At 38.5% G+C, this 15,419-nt stretch carries 11 protein-coding genes; all 11 read right to left on the bottom strand.

Features of this window, described 5'->3' with window-relative positions:
• Positions 1 to 70: 70 nt before the first annotated feature.
• The 11 genes from putP to LT143_RS10285 all read right to left on the bottom strand — a co-directional run bounded on the left by putP (position 71) and on the right by LT143_RS10285 (position 15,385).
• Complete coding sequence (gene putP / locus LT143_RS10335) at positions 71 to 1,567, bottom strand: sodium/proline symporter PutP (protein WP_246942901.1); 1,497 nt, start codon at positions 1,565 to 1,567, stop codon at positions 71 to 73.
• Positions 1,568 to 2,078: 511 nt separating this feature from the next.
• Entirely contained in the window at positions 2,079 to 2,825 is a 747-nt protein-coding gene (locus LT143_RS10330) for a sulfite exporter TauE/SafE family protein (protein WP_246942900.1), read from the bottom strand.
• Between the two features lie 249 nt (positions 2,826 to 3,074).
• Positions 3,075 to 4,622 carry an L-glutamate gamma-semialdehyde dehydrogenase gene (gene pruA, locus LT143_RS10325; RefSeq protein ID WP_246942899.1) on the bottom strand — a complete coding sequence of 516 codons (1,548 nt, stop codon included), beginning with the start codon at positions 4,620 to 4,622 and terminating at the stop codon, positions 3,075 to 3,077.
• A 135-nt stretch (positions 4,623 to 4,757) separates the two neighbouring features.
• On the bottom strand, positions 4,758 to 5,930 hold the full coding sequence (locus LT143_RS10320; protein WP_246942898.1) for a CamS family sex pheromone protein: 1,173 nt from the start codon (positions 5,928 to 5,930) through the stop codon (positions 4,758 to 4,760).
• A gap of 12 nt (positions 5,931 to 5,942) precedes the next feature.
• Positions 5,943 to 7,946, bottom strand: coding sequence for an NAD-dependent DNA ligase LigA (gene ligA, locus LT143_RS10315; protein WP_246942897.1), 2,004 nt, complete (start codon positions 7,944 to 7,946; stop codon positions 5,943 to 5,945).
• 143 nt (positions 7,947 to 8,089) lie between these two features.
• Positions 8,090 to 10,300, bottom strand: coding sequence for a DNA helicase PcrA (gene pcrA, locus LT143_RS10310; RefSeq protein ID WP_246942896.1), 2,211 nt, complete (start codon positions 10,298 to 10,300; stop codon positions 8,090 to 8,092).
• Positions 10,301 to 10,374: 74 nt separating this feature from the next.
• Positions 10,375 to 11,067 carry a heptaprenylglyceryl phosphate synthase gene (gene pcrB, locus LT143_RS10305; RefSeq protein ID WP_246942895.1) on the bottom strand — a complete coding sequence of 231 codons (693 nt, stop codon included), beginning with the start codon at positions 11,065 to 11,067 and terminating at the stop codon, positions 10,375 to 10,377.
• Positions 11,068 to 11,246: 179 nt separating this feature from the next.
• Complete coding sequence (locus LT143_RS10300; protein WP_246942894.1) at positions 11,247 to 11,744, bottom strand: hypothetical protein; 498 nt, start codon at positions 11,742 to 11,744, stop codon at positions 11,247 to 11,249.
• A gap of 229 nt (positions 11,745 to 11,973) precedes the next feature.
• Entirely contained in the window at positions 11,974 to 12,276 is a 303-nt protein-coding gene (locus tag LT143_RS10295; protein WP_246942893.1) for a YerC/YecD family TrpR-related protein, read from the bottom strand.
• Positions 12,277 to 12,520: 244 nt separating this feature from the next.
• Positions 12,521 to 13,576 carry a DUF3048 domain-containing protein gene (locus tag LT143_RS10290; RefSeq protein ID WP_246942892.1) on the bottom strand — a complete coding sequence of 352 codons (1,056 nt, stop codon included), beginning with the start codon at positions 13,574 to 13,576 and terminating at the stop codon, positions 12,521 to 12,523.
• 66 nt (positions 13,577 to 13,642) lie between these two features.
• Positions 13,643 to 15,385: an adenine deaminase C-terminal domain-containing protein gene (locus LT143_RS10285; RefSeq protein ID WP_246942891.1), complete on the bottom strand. Its 1,743-nt coding sequence runs from the start codon at positions 15,383 to 15,385 to the stop codon at positions 13,643 to 13,645.
• Between the last annotated feature and the right edge of the window lie 34 nt (positions 15,386 to 15,419).

The raw sequence follows: 15,419 nt of genomic DNA, 5'->3' as shown, positions 1-15,419 counted from the left end.
ACCCTTCAGTATTTTACAGAATGGGCATTAAAAAGAGGATTGTGCTATAAGCACAATCCTCTTTCTATGATTAAGCAGTTGCTTCATCAAATTCATCTAGAATTTCTTGTTCTGGCTCACGATCAATTAAACTAACAATCATGATAGCAACCCATGCCAAGATAAAACCAGGTACGATTTCATAAAGGCTAAATGGAATGATTGCTTCCTTAATAATTTCACCAGCCTCATTTAAGACAGGTGTTGATAGTTTTTTCCAGATAACAACTGTTAAAGCACCAACAACCATCCCAGCAAGGGCTCCTTTACCAGTCATACGTTTCCAGAATAGTGATAAGATGATAACTGGTCCAAATGCTGCACCAAAGCCACCCCAAGCATAACTAACGAGAGATAACACGGAACTATCCGGGTTACTAGCTAATCCAATTGCGATTAGCGCAATTACGATTACAGCAGCACGACTTAACCATACTAGCTCTTTATCACTTGCATCTTTTCTAAAGACAGAGCGATAGATATCTTCTGCTACTGCAGATGAAGAAACTAGTAATTGTGAATCAATTGTACTCATAATCGCTGCTAGAATTGCAGCAAGTAAGATTCCTGCTACCCATGGATTAAAGACAACCTGTGTAAACTGAATAAATACTTGCTCCCCGTCTGGTAATCCACCATTTGAGAAGTATGCAATTCCTGCAAAACCTGTGAAGATCGCTCCAAATAGTCCAAACACCATCCAAACCATACCAATCAACCGGGCTTTTGGAACATCCTTCACTGATTTAATTGCCATAAAACGTGTAATGATATGAGGTTGACCAAAGTATCCTAATCCCCATGCTAATAAAGAAATAATTCCTAATGCTGTCATTCCTGAGAATGCATCTAAATATGTCGGGTCAATGCTTCCAACTTGCTCTACTGTTTCACCCCAACCACCAAGCTGGTTAATAGCTACAATTGGAACGATAATTAGAGCTAAGAACATTAAAATACCCTGAATGAAATCTGTCCAACTTACCGCTAAAAATCCACCCAAGAAGGTATAGGAAATGATGACAATAGCACCAATCCAAAGTGCGGCAGAGTACGATAATCCAAATGAAGCTTCAAATAACTTCGCTCCACCTACCATACCGGAAGCTGTGTAGAACGTGAAGAATAATAGGATGACTATTGCTGAAATCACACGTAACAGCTTTGTTTGATCACGGAAACGATTTTCTAAAAAGTCTGGAATCGTAATAGAATCATTGGCTTTTTCTGTGTAAGTACGAAGTCGTTTTGCAACGAATTGCCAATTTAAGTAAGCACCAATTGTTAAACCAACTGCTATCCAAATTTGATTCATTCCTCCTGATGCGTATACGGCACCCGGTAATCCTAGTAGTAACCAACTACTCATATCTGAAGCACCTGCACTTAATGCTGCTACTCCTGGTCCTAATCTTCTTCCACCTAAAACATAGTCTGACAGATTACTAGTAATTCTGTATGCTGCAATACCTATTACAAGCATACCAATTAGATAAACGATGAAAGTTATAAACGTTGCGGTTTCCATCTACTCTCTCCCCTCTTTAAAGTAAGATCCGATTGATAAGACAACCGTGGCTAACATAGGTACAAATAACCAAAATAATGTTGCACCTGAAATTGACAAGCATATCACCTCCACTATCATTCGTATGCAACCATATGCACCTGTATTCATTACCCAGTAACATCCATTTCAAAACCTTTTTATTTCAAAATGGCTACAAATCTGGAAAAGTTACATTGTCTAATATAACATATATTTTCACTTTGCAAAAAACACAGTTTATTTTTATCGATTTATTATGTATAAATATACATAATGTTAGACGCTACAATAGGGCTCATTCCTGATTTTCATGATATCTATTCACCAAAATTTATAAAATTAATTTTAAATTTTCCGTAATTTGTCACAATTTTTTAGCTATTTTAAGCAGGAATAACTTTTTACCACGATATCATTTTTAGAGTGATTTGGAATGTTGTTAAATAGCTAAAAAAAAGAAGCCTTTATAAATGCTTCTCCTTTTGTATGACTATATGGTTTTCACTACTACCTGTCCTATTAACATAAAAATAATAGAAATAAGAAGAGTTCTGGCAATTTTAAGTGGAACTTTTGGTAAGGCAACCAGTCCGAGTTGAGTTCCTAGTGCAGAGCCAATCGCAAGAGCAATGGCATAATTCCAATTTATATAGCCGGTTTGGTAAAACACGATGAAAGCCCCCACACAGCTTCCAAAGTTTAATACTCTAGAGAGCTGAGCAGATTGGACATAGGAATACCGCTCTCTCATGTAATGAATAATAGAAAAAGTTGCAGACCCAGGACCAAATCCACCATCATAGATACCAATAAAAAAAGGAGTAAGCTTGGATAAAAAACTTGGCGATTGATTCGGCCCAGAATCTTTAAGTTCTTCTACCCACTTCTTATTTCGTATCGTAACAAAGAGAGCAAATACTAAGAGTACCAAAGCAGCAATATTCATAAATCGCTCGGACACACTCGTTGTCGCAATAGCCCCAACCATGCCTCCTACAACCGATATAACAATCACTGGTATTAGGGCCTTTAGTGTAAAGATCTTGTTTTTAAGTATGTATAGAATACTCGTAAACGAAGCAATACCCGATGAAAACTTATTTGTGGCAATTCCATATTGAATTGGAATTCCGATCAACATCATAGCTGGCAACGTAATGATTCCCCCACCACCTGCAAGTGTTCCGATAAACGAAGACACCATCCCAAGCCCAACTAACAATAAAAATACTTCCATCCCTCTCAACTCCATAACTGACTCTCATCACAATACTTTCCCTCATCATAAAACAAAACTTACCAAATGAACATCCCTCCCTCCACATTTTCTTCACCACTTTAAAGGAATGGGGGCCTGCCCCCCATTCCTTTAAAGCGTTAAAAACCCCACTATAGCAGCTATAGTGGGGTTTCATGTATAAGGTAGAACAGTTGATCATAGAAGGGTCTGTTTTATAGCACCTTCTATGATTTACTGTGTTTTGATTTATAGCATTTCTGATGTTGTTTTAGCTTGCATGTGAAGAACTAGGTAGTCAGGGCCACCTGCTTTTGAGTCTGTTCCTGACATGTTGAATCCACCGAATGGTTGGTATCCAACGATTGCACCTGTACATCCACGGTTGAAGTATAGGTTACCTACGTGGAAGTCTTCACGTGCTTTTTCGATGTTAGCACGATTATTAGAGATGACAGCACCTGTTAAGCCGTATTCTGTGTTGTTTGCGATTTCAATTGCGTGATCGAAGTCACGAGCTTTTGAGAATGCTACAACTGGTCCGAAGATTTCTTCTTTCATCAGGCGAGCATCTTCTGCTACGTCTGCGAAGATCGTAGGTTGGATGAACCAGCCTTTTGAATCGTCTCCTTCTCCACCATGAACTAGCTTACCTTCTTGCTTTCCAATCTCAACATAGCTCATAATCTTGTCATATGCACCTTGATCAATAACAGGACCCATATTGACAGAAGCAGATGTTGCTTCAGACATTGTTAGTTCCTTTGTTAGCTCAATTGCACGGTTTAATACTTGGTCATATACTTCTTCTAATACGACAGCACGTGAACATGCCGAGCATTTTTGACCAGAGAATCCGAATGCAGATGCAACGATAGATTTAGCAGCTAATTCAAGATCTGCTTCTTTATCAACAACAATTGTATCTTTTCCACCCATTTCAGCAATAACACGCTTTAGCCAAATTTGACCTTCGTTCAATTTGGAAGCGCGTTCGTAAATGCGTAGACCAACGTCACGAGAACCTGTAAAACTAATAAAGCGAGTGCGTGGATGATCTACTAAATAGTCACCAACTTCAGCTCCGCTACCAGGGATATAGTTAACAACCCCTGCAGGTAATCCTGCTTCTTCTAATACTTCCATAAATTTAGCTGCAACAACTGGCGTTGTGCTTGCAGGCTTTAATAATACTGTATTTCCAGCAACTAAAGCGGCTGTTGTCATTCCCGCCATAATAGCAAATGGGAAATTCCATGGCGAAATAATAACCCCTACTCCTAGTGGAATATAATTAAAGCGGTTATATTCAATTGGACGGCTTTCTACTGGAACACCATCTTTTAACTTCAGCATTTGACGGCCATAGTATTCCAAGAAATCGATTGCTTCTGCTGTTTCTACATCTGCTTCGTTCCATGGCTTACCAGCTTCTTTAACTAAAATTGCAGAGAATTCATGCTTGCGACGACGCATAATAGCAGCTGAACGGAATAAGATATCCGCACGTACTTCCGGCTTCACTTTACGCCAAGTATTGAAAGTTTCGTCAGCAACCTTCATTGCCTTTTCTGCTAATTCGCGGTCAGCTTTTGAGACTCTTCCAATTACTTCTGCTCTGTTAGCTGGATTTACAGATACAATCTTTTGTTCAGTAGAGATACGCTCTCCACCAATTACAAGATCATAATCTTTCCCTAAATAAGTTTCAACAGTAGCCAGACCTGCTTCAAGCGCTTTTCTGTTTGCTTCTACTGAAAAATCCGTAAATGGTTCATGTTTGTAAGGTACTACCATCGATTTCTGCCTCCCTTTTATCAAGTAAAAACAGCAAAAATCAAGATCAGATTTTCATCTCATCTTGACGCTTCCTACTTCTCCCTTATTCTAACGAAGATGTTCTATGATTTCAAACCCTTTTCACCTAAAAAATTATTGATAGATATGAACATAGGGTTCTTCTTCATTAATCTCTCGAATAATCATAGCTTCTGGTCCATCAATAGAAGTAATATAGCATTTTACTGAAATATAGTTTGGGAAATGCTCCATGATTAAGCCTGTTAAATATTGAGTAAATCCAACGACTTCTGCCTTCCCATAAAATTGCATCGGTATATCAATCGTTAATTCTGTCAGCTGTTCATCTCGGTAAAAACCTCTACCAATGACACCTGTATAATTAGGGAAATATTCATCTATATCTGCTTTAAAATTCAGCATACGAGTGTTATCGTCTCGATAATCTTTTTGAGCATCTGTAGATGGAAGCAAATAATAGTCTTCTCTGACAACAGACCACTTATCTACTTTATTTGATTTCCCACTAACTTCAGCTAGGGCAAAAAAGCTTCCGGGCACTACAGAATTTTTGGCCTCTTGTTTAAATAATGCAACGACAACAGGGATATCCTCTAACCCCTCGACAGAACGGATTCTATTAATAATAATATCCGCCATCAATTTACCTTGTTGTTCGATCTCAGCATCATCTATTTCATATTCTCTTGGATAGCCATCCTCTTGGTTATAGTAGTGCACAGAATTTAGAGCCAAACCTATTGAAATACCACCCAATTCTGCTTTCCCCTCATTATCTTTCTTTAAGTAATTTTGTTCAAGCAAATGGGATAAATAGATTGGACTTGCTTCGTTCTGTTCTTTAAGCGTACCAGTCTTAACCGGCGCTGGATTTAGGCCTGCATTCTCTTCCTCGCGCTCTTCTTCCTTTAGTTGAGATAACTCTTCATTCGTTAGCTTCCTTTGTAACCAACTAGTAATGGTCTCTTTATCTAAATATTGTCCATCTTGGAACAAATAGTTATCCGATGAAAATGTACCCTGTGAAAGTCTCATGAGCCCCGTTTCGAACTCATCAATATCCAAACGGTTACTAATTCTATTTACAACCAATCCCCTAGATTCACTTGCCTTAAATGGTAGAACCGTTCTGTAATATTGCTCTGATATTTGAAAGTTCGGTACAATGGCTGTTTCTTGTGTTTCCACATTGTCCTGAACAATCTCCTCATCCTTTTCAAAATTAGGCACACATCCGCTTAAGAAAAGAATGCCTGTTAAACATAACGCCCCAAGTCTCCTCAACCTTGTCACCCCTTACTTGTTCAGCTCTTGAATCAATCTCTCTTCATTCCATATTTCAACACCATGTTTATTAGCCTGATCCAGCTTTGAGCCTGCTGCTTCACCGGCAATTAACAGATCTGTGTTTTTACTTACACTGCCTGACACTTTACCACCTAGCTGTTCAATCCTATCCTTTGCTTCATTTCGGGTTAAGATTTCAAGCTTACCTGTTAGTACAACCGTTTTACCTGCAAAGTAAGAATCAATATCCTCTACATTAACCGGCTTCGGTCCAATATACGTTGTGTTCACACCTAGTTCCTTTAGTTCAGCTACTAACGTAATAACCTCTGGCTTTTCAAAGTAAGTGACGACCGCTTCTGCCATTTTGTCCCCTATTTCATTGATAGCAACAAGTTCTTCCACTGTCGCTTCTTTAAGCCTATCTATTGTTTCAAATTGTTGAGCCAATGTTTTCGCGGCTTTTGCACCAACATGACGTATGCCTAGTCCGAACAACAACTTTTCTAATGAATTATTTTTAGAAGTACTAATTGCCTCAATTAAATTTGAAGCAGACTTTTCTCCCATTCGCTCTAGTTCAACCAACTGTTCTTTCGTGAGACGATAAAGATCCGCCACATTAGAAATAAGCTTTTCTTGGAATAGTTGTGCAATCACTCTTTCCCCTAAACCATCAATATTCATTGCATTTCTAGAAACAAAATGAATTAAGCCCTCACGAATTTGCGCAGGACATTCCGGGTTTATACAACGTAAAGCGACTTCCTCATTCAATCGAATTAACTCACTTCCACACTCTGGACAATGAGTTGGCATATGGAAGTCCTTCTCTTCTCCGGTTCTTTTTTCTAAAAGAACGCCCACTACTTCTGGAATAATATCTCCAGCTTTTTTCACGATCACATAGTCACCGAGCTTAATATCCTTTTCCCGAATTAAATCCTCATTATGTAAAGATGCTCTTTTCACCACTGTTCCCGCAACTCTTACTGGCTCCAAAATAGCGGTTGGTGTCACCACACCTGTTCGACCTACATTCAATTCAATGTCGATTAACTTAGTGACAACTTCTTCAGCAGGGAACTTATAGGCTACGGCCCATCTCGGACTCTTAGCGGTAAATCCTAATTCATCTTGCTGTTCAAATGAATCTACCTTGATTACAATACCATCAATTTCGTAAGCTAACCCAGGTCTTCTTTCTACCCAACCTGAAATATACTCAATGACCTCTTCTATTCCGCTATATGTTCTTCGCTCATTGTTTGTCTTAAAACCCAACTCATCTAATAAGTCTAGACCCTCACTGTGGCTAGCTATGCCTGTTGTCCCAGGATTAGCAATACCATATACAAATATATCTAAGTTACGTTTCGCTGCAAGCTTTGGATCAAGTTGTCTTAATGAACCCGCTGCTGCGTTTCTTGGATTAGCAAAAGGTTCTTCACCTAACTCTTCCTTTTGTTCATTAAGAGCATTGAATGATTGCTTCGGCATATAAGCCTCACCACGGACCTCTATGGAAGCAGATTTTGTAAGACGCAGTGGAATGGATTTAATCGTTTTTAAATTTTGTGTTATATCCTCACCAATGGAACCATCTCCTCGAGTAGCTCCCTGAACAAACAGCCCATTCTCGTAACGTAACGAAACAGCAAGCCCGTCTATCTTCAATTCACAAACATAGGAAACATTGTCTCCAACGGCTTGTCTAACACGTCTGTCAAAATCACGTAAATCTTCTTCATTAAAGGCATTCCCTAGACTTAGCATAGGTGTTGTATGTTCTACTTTTTCAAATACTGCTAATGGCGCACCACCTACTCTTTGTGAAGGAGAATCTTCCGTTTGTAGATGTGGGTTCTCTTCCTCAAGACGGATTAATTCGTTTAGTGCCTGATCATATTCTGCATCAGATACAGATGGCTGATCTAATACATGATACTCATGGTTCCATTTATGTAATAAACTGCGGAGTTCTTCTACCCTAGCTTGTACTTCCACCGGCATCATTCATCTCCTTTTATAATACGGTTTCATATGATCCAAAGTAATCTATTGTGTTGCTCTTTTTTTACCAGGCTTTAGAATAGAGCCTTTTATAAACTAGGACAGCGCCAAGTCATAAGACAAGGCGGCTGTCAAAAACAAACTTACACTTTTTCAATAGGAGCAAATTTAGCTAATAATCGCTTTATGCCTGTTGGACTTGGGAAGGCAATATCTAATTCCTTTGACTCTCCTTCTCCTTTTACACTTACAACCGTACCAGTACCCCATTTCTTATGTTGAGCCTTATCTCCTACTTGCCAACCGATTGATTCCCCACCGGTTGAAGTAGCCACTGGTCTCATAACAGGAGCGCGACGCTCTGTCGGCTTTGATACACTCGAGAATGGAGACTGCTTTACCTTTGCTTCATTCGCATTTTCTAGAATTTCTTCAGGAATTTCTGAAATAAAGCGTGATACAGGATTCATGTTAGTACGTCCGAAAAGTGTTCTCATTTCTGCATTTGTGATAAATAGCTTTTCTTCAGCACGAGTAATTCCTACATACGCAAGGCGTCGTTCTTCTTCCATCTCTTCATCTTCAAATAGAGACCTACTATGAGGGAATACGCCTTCTTCCATTCCCATTAGGAAAACGACTGGGAACTCTAGACCTTTTGCAGCATGCAAAGTCATTAGTACAACTGTACCTTGTTCTTTTAATTCTGGCTCATCAAGCTGATCAATATCAGCGACTAGCGCTAAATCCGTTAAAAATGCAACCAGACTCTTATCTTCGTTCTTTTCTTCAAAGTTTTTTGTAACTGATAAGAATTCATCGATGTTTTCTAATCGACTTTGCGCTTCAAGTGTCTTTTCATTCTTTAGCATATCGCGATAGCCTGTTTTTTCTAACACTTCTTCTACGAGTTCGGTAACAGAAAGGAATTCCTGCATTTGAACCCAGTTTCTCAACTGATCACGAAATTCAACTAGTGCATTCGTAATTTTACCACTAAGTCCTACTAACTCTACCATCTGAAGTGCTTCATAGATAGACATATCATGCAGCGTCGCATAGTTTGCCAGTTTATCTAGAGAGGTTGCTCCAATTCCACGTTTAGGAACATTAATGATACGAGCTAAACTAATATCGTCATCAGGATTAGCGATGAGACGTAGGTATGCTAAGATATCCTTAATTTCTTTTCTGTCATAGAACTTGGTTCCGCCAACAATATTGTAGTTAATATTGGATTTTAGAAGTACTTCCTCCATGACACGGGATTGTGCATTCGTCCGATATAGAATGGCAAAGTCCGAGCTTTTCTTTCCTTCATTTAATAGCTGCTTAATCATCCCGGCAACATAATAGCACTCTTCTTGTTCCGTCGATCCACGGTAGTATACAATCTTGCTACCTTCAGGATTTTCAGTCCAAAGTTTTTTAGGTTTACGATTTTTGTTGTTTTCAATGACTTGGTTGGCCGCTTGTAATATATACTTAGACGATCGATAGTTCTGCTCTAATAGAACAACCTTCGCTCTTGGATAGTCTTTCTCAAAAGATAAAATATTACTAATATCCGCACCACGCCAGCGATAGATTGATTGGTCGGAGTCACCAACTACACAAAGGTTTTGAAAACGACTCGCCATTTGTTTAACTAGCATATACTGTGCTCTATTGGTATCTTGATACTCATCAACATGAATATATTGAAATTTACGTTGATAAAATTCTAATACTTCCGGCACACGCATGAATAATTGGATGGTGATCATAATTAGGTCATCAAAATCTAATGCCTGGTTTTTACGCAGGCGCTTTTGATATTCTTCATAAACTTTCGCCACGACAGATTCATATGGACCTGTAGCAGATTTCGAATATTCCTCTGCGGAAACCAACTCGTTTTTCGCACTACTAATGGAGCCTAATAAGCTTCTAGGTTCAAACTTCTTCGGATCTAGATTTTGATCCTTGAGGACATTTTTAATAACAGAAAGCTGGTCCGTTGTATCAAGAATAGTGAAATTACGATTATAGCCCAGTCGATCGATGTCACGACGAAGAATTCTCACACACATAGAGTGGAAAGTAGAAATCCAAATTTCCTCAGCGGCTCCACCCACAATCTTCGCCACACGATCCTTCATTTCACGAGCTGCCTTGTTTGTAAATGTAATCGCAAGTATATTCCATGGTGCTACTTCCTTTTCTGCCATCAAATACGCAATACGATGGGTTAGCACTCTTGTTTTACCACTACCGGCACCTGCCATAATGAGAAGTGGTCCGTCTGTTGCCTTAACGGCTTCCTGCTGCGAGGGATTTAATCCTGATAAAAGCTTATTTGATAAAAATTGCATGTTCTCACCGCCTACGTATATTAAAAACGAACAATTGTTCTTATTTTAAGTTTACTATATATATCAATAAAAATCTATGCGCGCTCTTTCACCGCACGTACTGTTTTGATTGCTTGGTCCATATCTGTATAGATAAGATTGCCTACAACTACCGTATCTGCTGCTTCTGCCATTTCTTTTGCCTGTTCTATTGATTCAATACCGCCACCATAAAACAGTCTGCTCGTTTCTAAAACAGCATTCACATTTCTCACAAGAGTTGGGTCTCCATATATTCCACTAAATTCTAAATAGAAAATAGGTAAATGTAATAATTTATCAGCCATTCTAGCATATGCAATGACTTCTTCCTCACTTAGAGAAGTATGAGCATCAGTTAACTGTGCAACCTTAGAATCTGGATTTAACACACAGTAACCCTCTGCATAAATCTCGTCCCAATTCATAATATCCCCAAATTCTAGTAATGCCTTGTGGTGAAGGTCTAGAATCCACTTCCGATCACGACTATTCAACACAGTTGGTACAAAATAAAAATCATAACCAGGTGTAATGGAATCAACCGTAGAAACCTCAAGGATACAGGGAACGGAATAACGCCTTACACGTACTAACATGTTCAGAACATTGTCCTCTGTCACCCCATCACTGCCGCCAATCATGACCGCATCTGTTCCGGATTCACATACCCTCTCTAAATCAACATCGCTAATCTCTTTATTAGGGTCTAACTTGAATACATGCTTCCACTCTTTAATATCGTACATGAACGAGCCTCCAAATTTCATTTCCATGTAACATTATAACAAAATCTATCACAAAACACCTTTCCAAATCAGACCGGTTTTACCGGTAATTATTTTTGTACAGATGTATGGATGTAAATAGTTCATAGTTCTTTAACACTGTAAAGGATCGGGGGCCAGGCCCCCGATCCTTTACAGTGTTAAATTATTTTAGATTGTGATTTCACCATTTCTTCTTTTATTTTCTCGTCGACCTTTAAGAAAGTCACTTCGCTTAGTGCGAGGAAGGTATGTTCTTGTTGGTTCGTAAATGTATTATGAAATGGTGCGGTAATTGTATGTAGTTTCCAATCTTTATAGTGAGCGGTTAGTAATAGATTACTTTCGCAGATGGAGAAGTGAACCCTTTTAATGACGGGATAGTTATCCCAGATGATTTTTTCTACTTGTTTGAAAGTAAAGGGAATAGCTTCCCATTTCTTCACGTTAATTTGCTCTTCTATATGCTTCATTTCTTCTTTGTTGATTAGTAGATTAAATACGCGGTTGGTTAGAAAGATTGAGATCTCATCAAGTTGCCCATGATCATCTAATGTAAAATAAATTTCTTGGTTATGGTTGACACTGTCGGATAAAAACATCCCACCTTCACCGTCATATTCAATAACTTTATTTACTTTTACATATCGTTTATCCATATGATTTCTCCTGTCTAAATTTACTACCTTTAATTAGTATGAAGCTGTTTTTATAGGTTTAACCTAAACAAATAGTTACAAATTTCGCGTATTACTTGTGTAACAAACATTATAGTAAAAAAACAGTGCTACTCTATTGTGGGTAAAATCCAACTCTATTTCGTCTATCCATTTACATAGAGAACAAAAAACAAGGCATAGAGTCCATGACTCTATGCCTTTACTATTCTTATTTTTGTTCTTTCTCATACACTCGATCTAATGCCATTTGGTATGCGTCATTACCGTAGTTTAAGCAACGCTTTACACGGGAAATAGTTGCTGTACTTGCTCCCGTTTCTGTTTCAATCTTATGATACGTGAACCCTTCTCGTAACATTCTAGCTACTTCAAGACGCTGAGCTAACGATTGAATTTCGTTAACTGTACAAAGGTCATCAAAAAATCGATAGCACTCTTCTAAGTCTTGTAGGGAGAGAATCGAACGAAATAGTTGATCCAATTCTTTTCCGCGTAGTTTTTCAATTTGCATGTAGTTTACCCCTTATCATTAAGAAATAATGGCTTATTTAATAATCTCAAAAGCCCATTTTGTTAAGGCTGTTTTCGTAAAAATCCCAAAAGCCGAATTTTTACTTGTTAGTACAAAGTCACCGCTTTAAATCTAGAGAGTTGCTCTTTTCTAACCTTTTAGAAATCAGTTTAATCATATTGAATATGGAAAAATTGCTGAATATGAGATTGAAAAGCAGCTAAGTTTTAGAAAAGAGCCTTTATTAATTCGTGGCTCCAGAAAATGTGACATCTTCTAAAGTTTCAACGATATTGACCCATGTTTTACCTGGAACGAATTCGACAGGCTCATTTTGAAGATAGGGAAGGATACGTCCATCTACATTCTTCCATTGTACCTCTTGTAAAGTACCACGCTGAATTAGGTAGGCGTCTCCACCAGAAGTAAGGTCAACCTCTCTACGACCAGCGCTATCTAGCACCTGATGAGTTGTTTCCACTACGAATATATTATCTAGTAAAACCGGTTCTTTTGAATCTAAGTCTTCTGTCAGCTCATTTCCTGCGTAACGATAGTACTTTTGTTTTTCTGTATCATACTTATAATCTACAATGGTGAAATTGGCTTTTGAGTAAGCGACTTTTACCGCCTCTGCAGCTTCACCAGAAATAGAATCGAGTTCGTTCGCATCTTTAAAAAGCAATGGTTTAATATCATGGGTGGTGGCGTAATTATTTTCAGTTGCGCCCTTCATGATATTTTCAAAGGTAATATACGAGTTATGAGGGGCTTTTCTAAATTTCGCTCTCTTAAAAAGGATACCATCATATGCCATTCCATTAATACTATCCACTTCTCCAGCGCGTAGCATTTGTTCTGCATCTGGACTATAACCATGGGCTACATAAAAAGCGTCGTAACCTTTACTTAACTCAATATAGTAATCCCGAGCACTTCGGACAGGACCGATTTTCTCTGGTGTTTCGCTTTGAAAGATGGCTAAGAATCTAGTGATATTACCCTCAGCTAGCACTTCAAAAACAATGTCTGCTTTATGAAGACCCGATTGCGGCCTTGCTTTTGGGTCATTATTGACCATAACCGCCACAGTTCGCTGATCTACTAGATCATCTGTCCCGATACCTGTTAAAGGATAGGTGTTAGCAGGTGCCTCTTCTACCTCTTCCTCCACTTCATTCTCAACTGACTCTTCTATTACATCCGTTTCTCCACTTACCGGCTCCGCTTCTTCCTTAGTACAACCAACTGATATCAGTAAAACAAACACGACTGAAATCAGAAAAATGATTCGATTCATTGTGACACAACCTTTTTCATTTTTTTCTAGATTCCCTAATAAGAAGGAAGAATATACTTTTTTATTTTAACGCATTATAGTAGGAAAGAGTACCATTTTCTTCATCACATCGTAGATCCCCATTGGTGTTACTCGAATGTAAGGAAGATGAGTGGAGGAAAGGAATAATAAACTATAGACTGGGTCTAAGTATAAGTAGCCTCTTTCTTTCATCAAAATCTTAAACTGCTTCTCTAGTGGAATTAACTCTTCTAAAGGTAACTTAGACATTCTTCCTGCAAGTGGAAGAGCAAGTTCAAAGATAACTTGACCATGTTCAACAAGCACAATTCCCCCGCCAAGCTCTTTCATACGTTTAAAAGCGAGTAGCATATCATCTTTACGCTTTCCAATCACGATAAAATCTCCTGTACTGGAGTAAGAGCTTGCCAACCCATGTATTCCTTTAGCAAATCCCTTAATGAGCGTATTTATTCTCCATTTTCCATTTTGATCTACGAGTAGAAGAAAGCTTTCATCATGTTCTTCTGACAATTCATCAACAGAAGTGTCAAACTGGATAGAATATGGTTTCATAATAACGGCATTTTCCATTTTCATGCCGAGTGCCATTGAGTATTGAAGGTCATCATTTGTTAACTCCCAATCAATAGACAACTGTTTAAATCCGCTATTTTCCCATGAATAAGAGGAATTCTCGTAAATAGGCTGATGATCACGTCTTAACCATTTCCCTTTTGCCATGACATGAACAGGCTTAGGGTCATCCTGTTTGGTTAAGAAATTAATATTGGCCACTCTACCTGTCGCAATATGACCCATATAGTGATCTAGATGATAGTACTTTGCCACATTATAAGATCCCATATGATAGGCATCAATTAGAGGGATACCGTGATCAATGGCTAGTTTAATCATACAATCGATAAAACCCTGTTCATGGAAAGATGGTGTCGACCCATCTGTTGTAAACATAAGTGAGTCATAGCTTTGCAATTGTAATGCCTTCATTTCCTCTAGTAAATATGGTAAATCAGGTCGGATGGAAGAGTAACGAAGCGTTACTTGGTAACCGTGCATTAAACGGTTATAGATATCTTTTCCAGAAATTGATTCATGATCAGAATCTGCTCCTAACAACTTCAGCTTCATTAACGTGCGTTCTGAGGCTCCAGGAAAATGACCTTCTATATGTTTTTTATAATGCTTGGCCTCTTGCATCCAGTGAAGCATCATATCGTCCCCGTCAAGCAATCTTGGCCAACCTGTTAACTCTCCACCTTGTAGCACATCGTCTCTTTCTAACCATGCTTTTATATTCTGAGAAGAAAATAATTCTTCTTCATTAGCAAGCTCCGATTGTGAGTCAAAACGGCACCACCAGAAAATGGTCTGGGGTAACTCTTGAAACTCATCCATTAAAGTAAACGCTTTCTTTTTGGAAAGCTCTGAAAATAAAACTAAGTTATCGTTTATTAGTGTAGTCGTCCCAAACTGTGATGAATACTGAGCAATAGAATGGGGATTATAAACTTGAAATGGATGTGAATGCGGTTCTATATATCCTGGAACTAAATATAGCTCCGAACAGTCAATTATATCAGTTTTGAGCTCTTGTTTAGGCATTAAGTCACCTATGTACACGATCCGGTCTTCATATACCCATATATTGGCCTTAAGCCATTGCTTTAGACCTGAGTGAAGAAAGGTGGCATTCTTTAATACCAGCGTCGGTGGATACTTACCATCTATGACATCAAGATGTCTGCGTAATTGAAGATTTCTCCAGCGATATCGGTGATCGTTCATCCACTTTCCTCCTTTCTACATTTCTCTTGATACC

It is taken from the genome of Bacillus pinisoli (assembly GCF_023036475.1).
Classification (GTDB): Bacteria; Bacillota; Bacilli; order Bacillales; family SA4; genus Bacillus_BS; species Bacillus_BS pinisoli.
This window is presented reverse-complemented; position numbering and strand designations above follow the sequence as displayed.

What these genes read in the sequence shown, in the direction of transcription:
- putP (WP_246942901.1), bottom strand. Translation starts at nt 1,567, where the DNA reads ATGGAAACCGCAACGTTTATAACTTTCATCGTTTATCTAATTGGTATG.
- pcrA (WP_246942896.1), bottom strand. Translation starts at nt 10,300, where the DNA reads ATGCAATTTTTATCAAATAAGCTTTTATCAGGATTAAATCCCTCGCAG.
- ligA (WP_246942897.1), bottom strand. Translation starts at nt 7,946, where the DNA reads ATGCCGGTGGAAGTACAAGCTAGGGTAGAAGAACTCCGCAGTTTATTA.
- LT143_RS10330 (WP_246942900.1), bottom strand. Translation starts at nt 2,825, where the DNA reads ATGGAAGTATTTTTATTGTTAGTTGGGCTTGGGATGGTGTCTTCGTTT.
- LT143_RS10295 (WP_246942893.1), bottom strand. Translation starts at nt 12,276, where the DNA reads ATGCAAATTGAAAAACTACGCGGAAAAGAATTGGATCAACTATTTCGT.
- LT143_RS10285 (WP_246942891.1), bottom strand. Translation starts at nt 15,385, where the DNA reads ATGAACGATCACCGATATCGCTGGAGAAATCTTCAATTACGCAGACAT.
- LT143_RS10300 (WP_246942894.1), bottom strand. Translation starts at nt 11,744, where the DNA reads ATGGATAAACGATATGTAAAAGTAAATAAAGTTATTGAATATGACGGT.
- pcrB (WP_246942895.1), bottom strand. Translation starts at nt 11,067, where the DNA reads ATGTACGATATTAAAGAGTGGAAGCATGTATTCAAGTTAGACCCTAAT.
- LT143_RS10290 (WP_246942892.1), bottom strand. Translation starts at nt 13,576, where the DNA reads ATGAATCGAATCATTTTTCTGATTTCAGTCGTGTTTGTTTTACTGATA.
- pruA (WP_246942899.1), bottom strand. Translation starts at nt 4,622, where the DNA reads ATGGTAGTACCTTACAAACATGAACCATTTACGGATTTTTCAGTAGAA.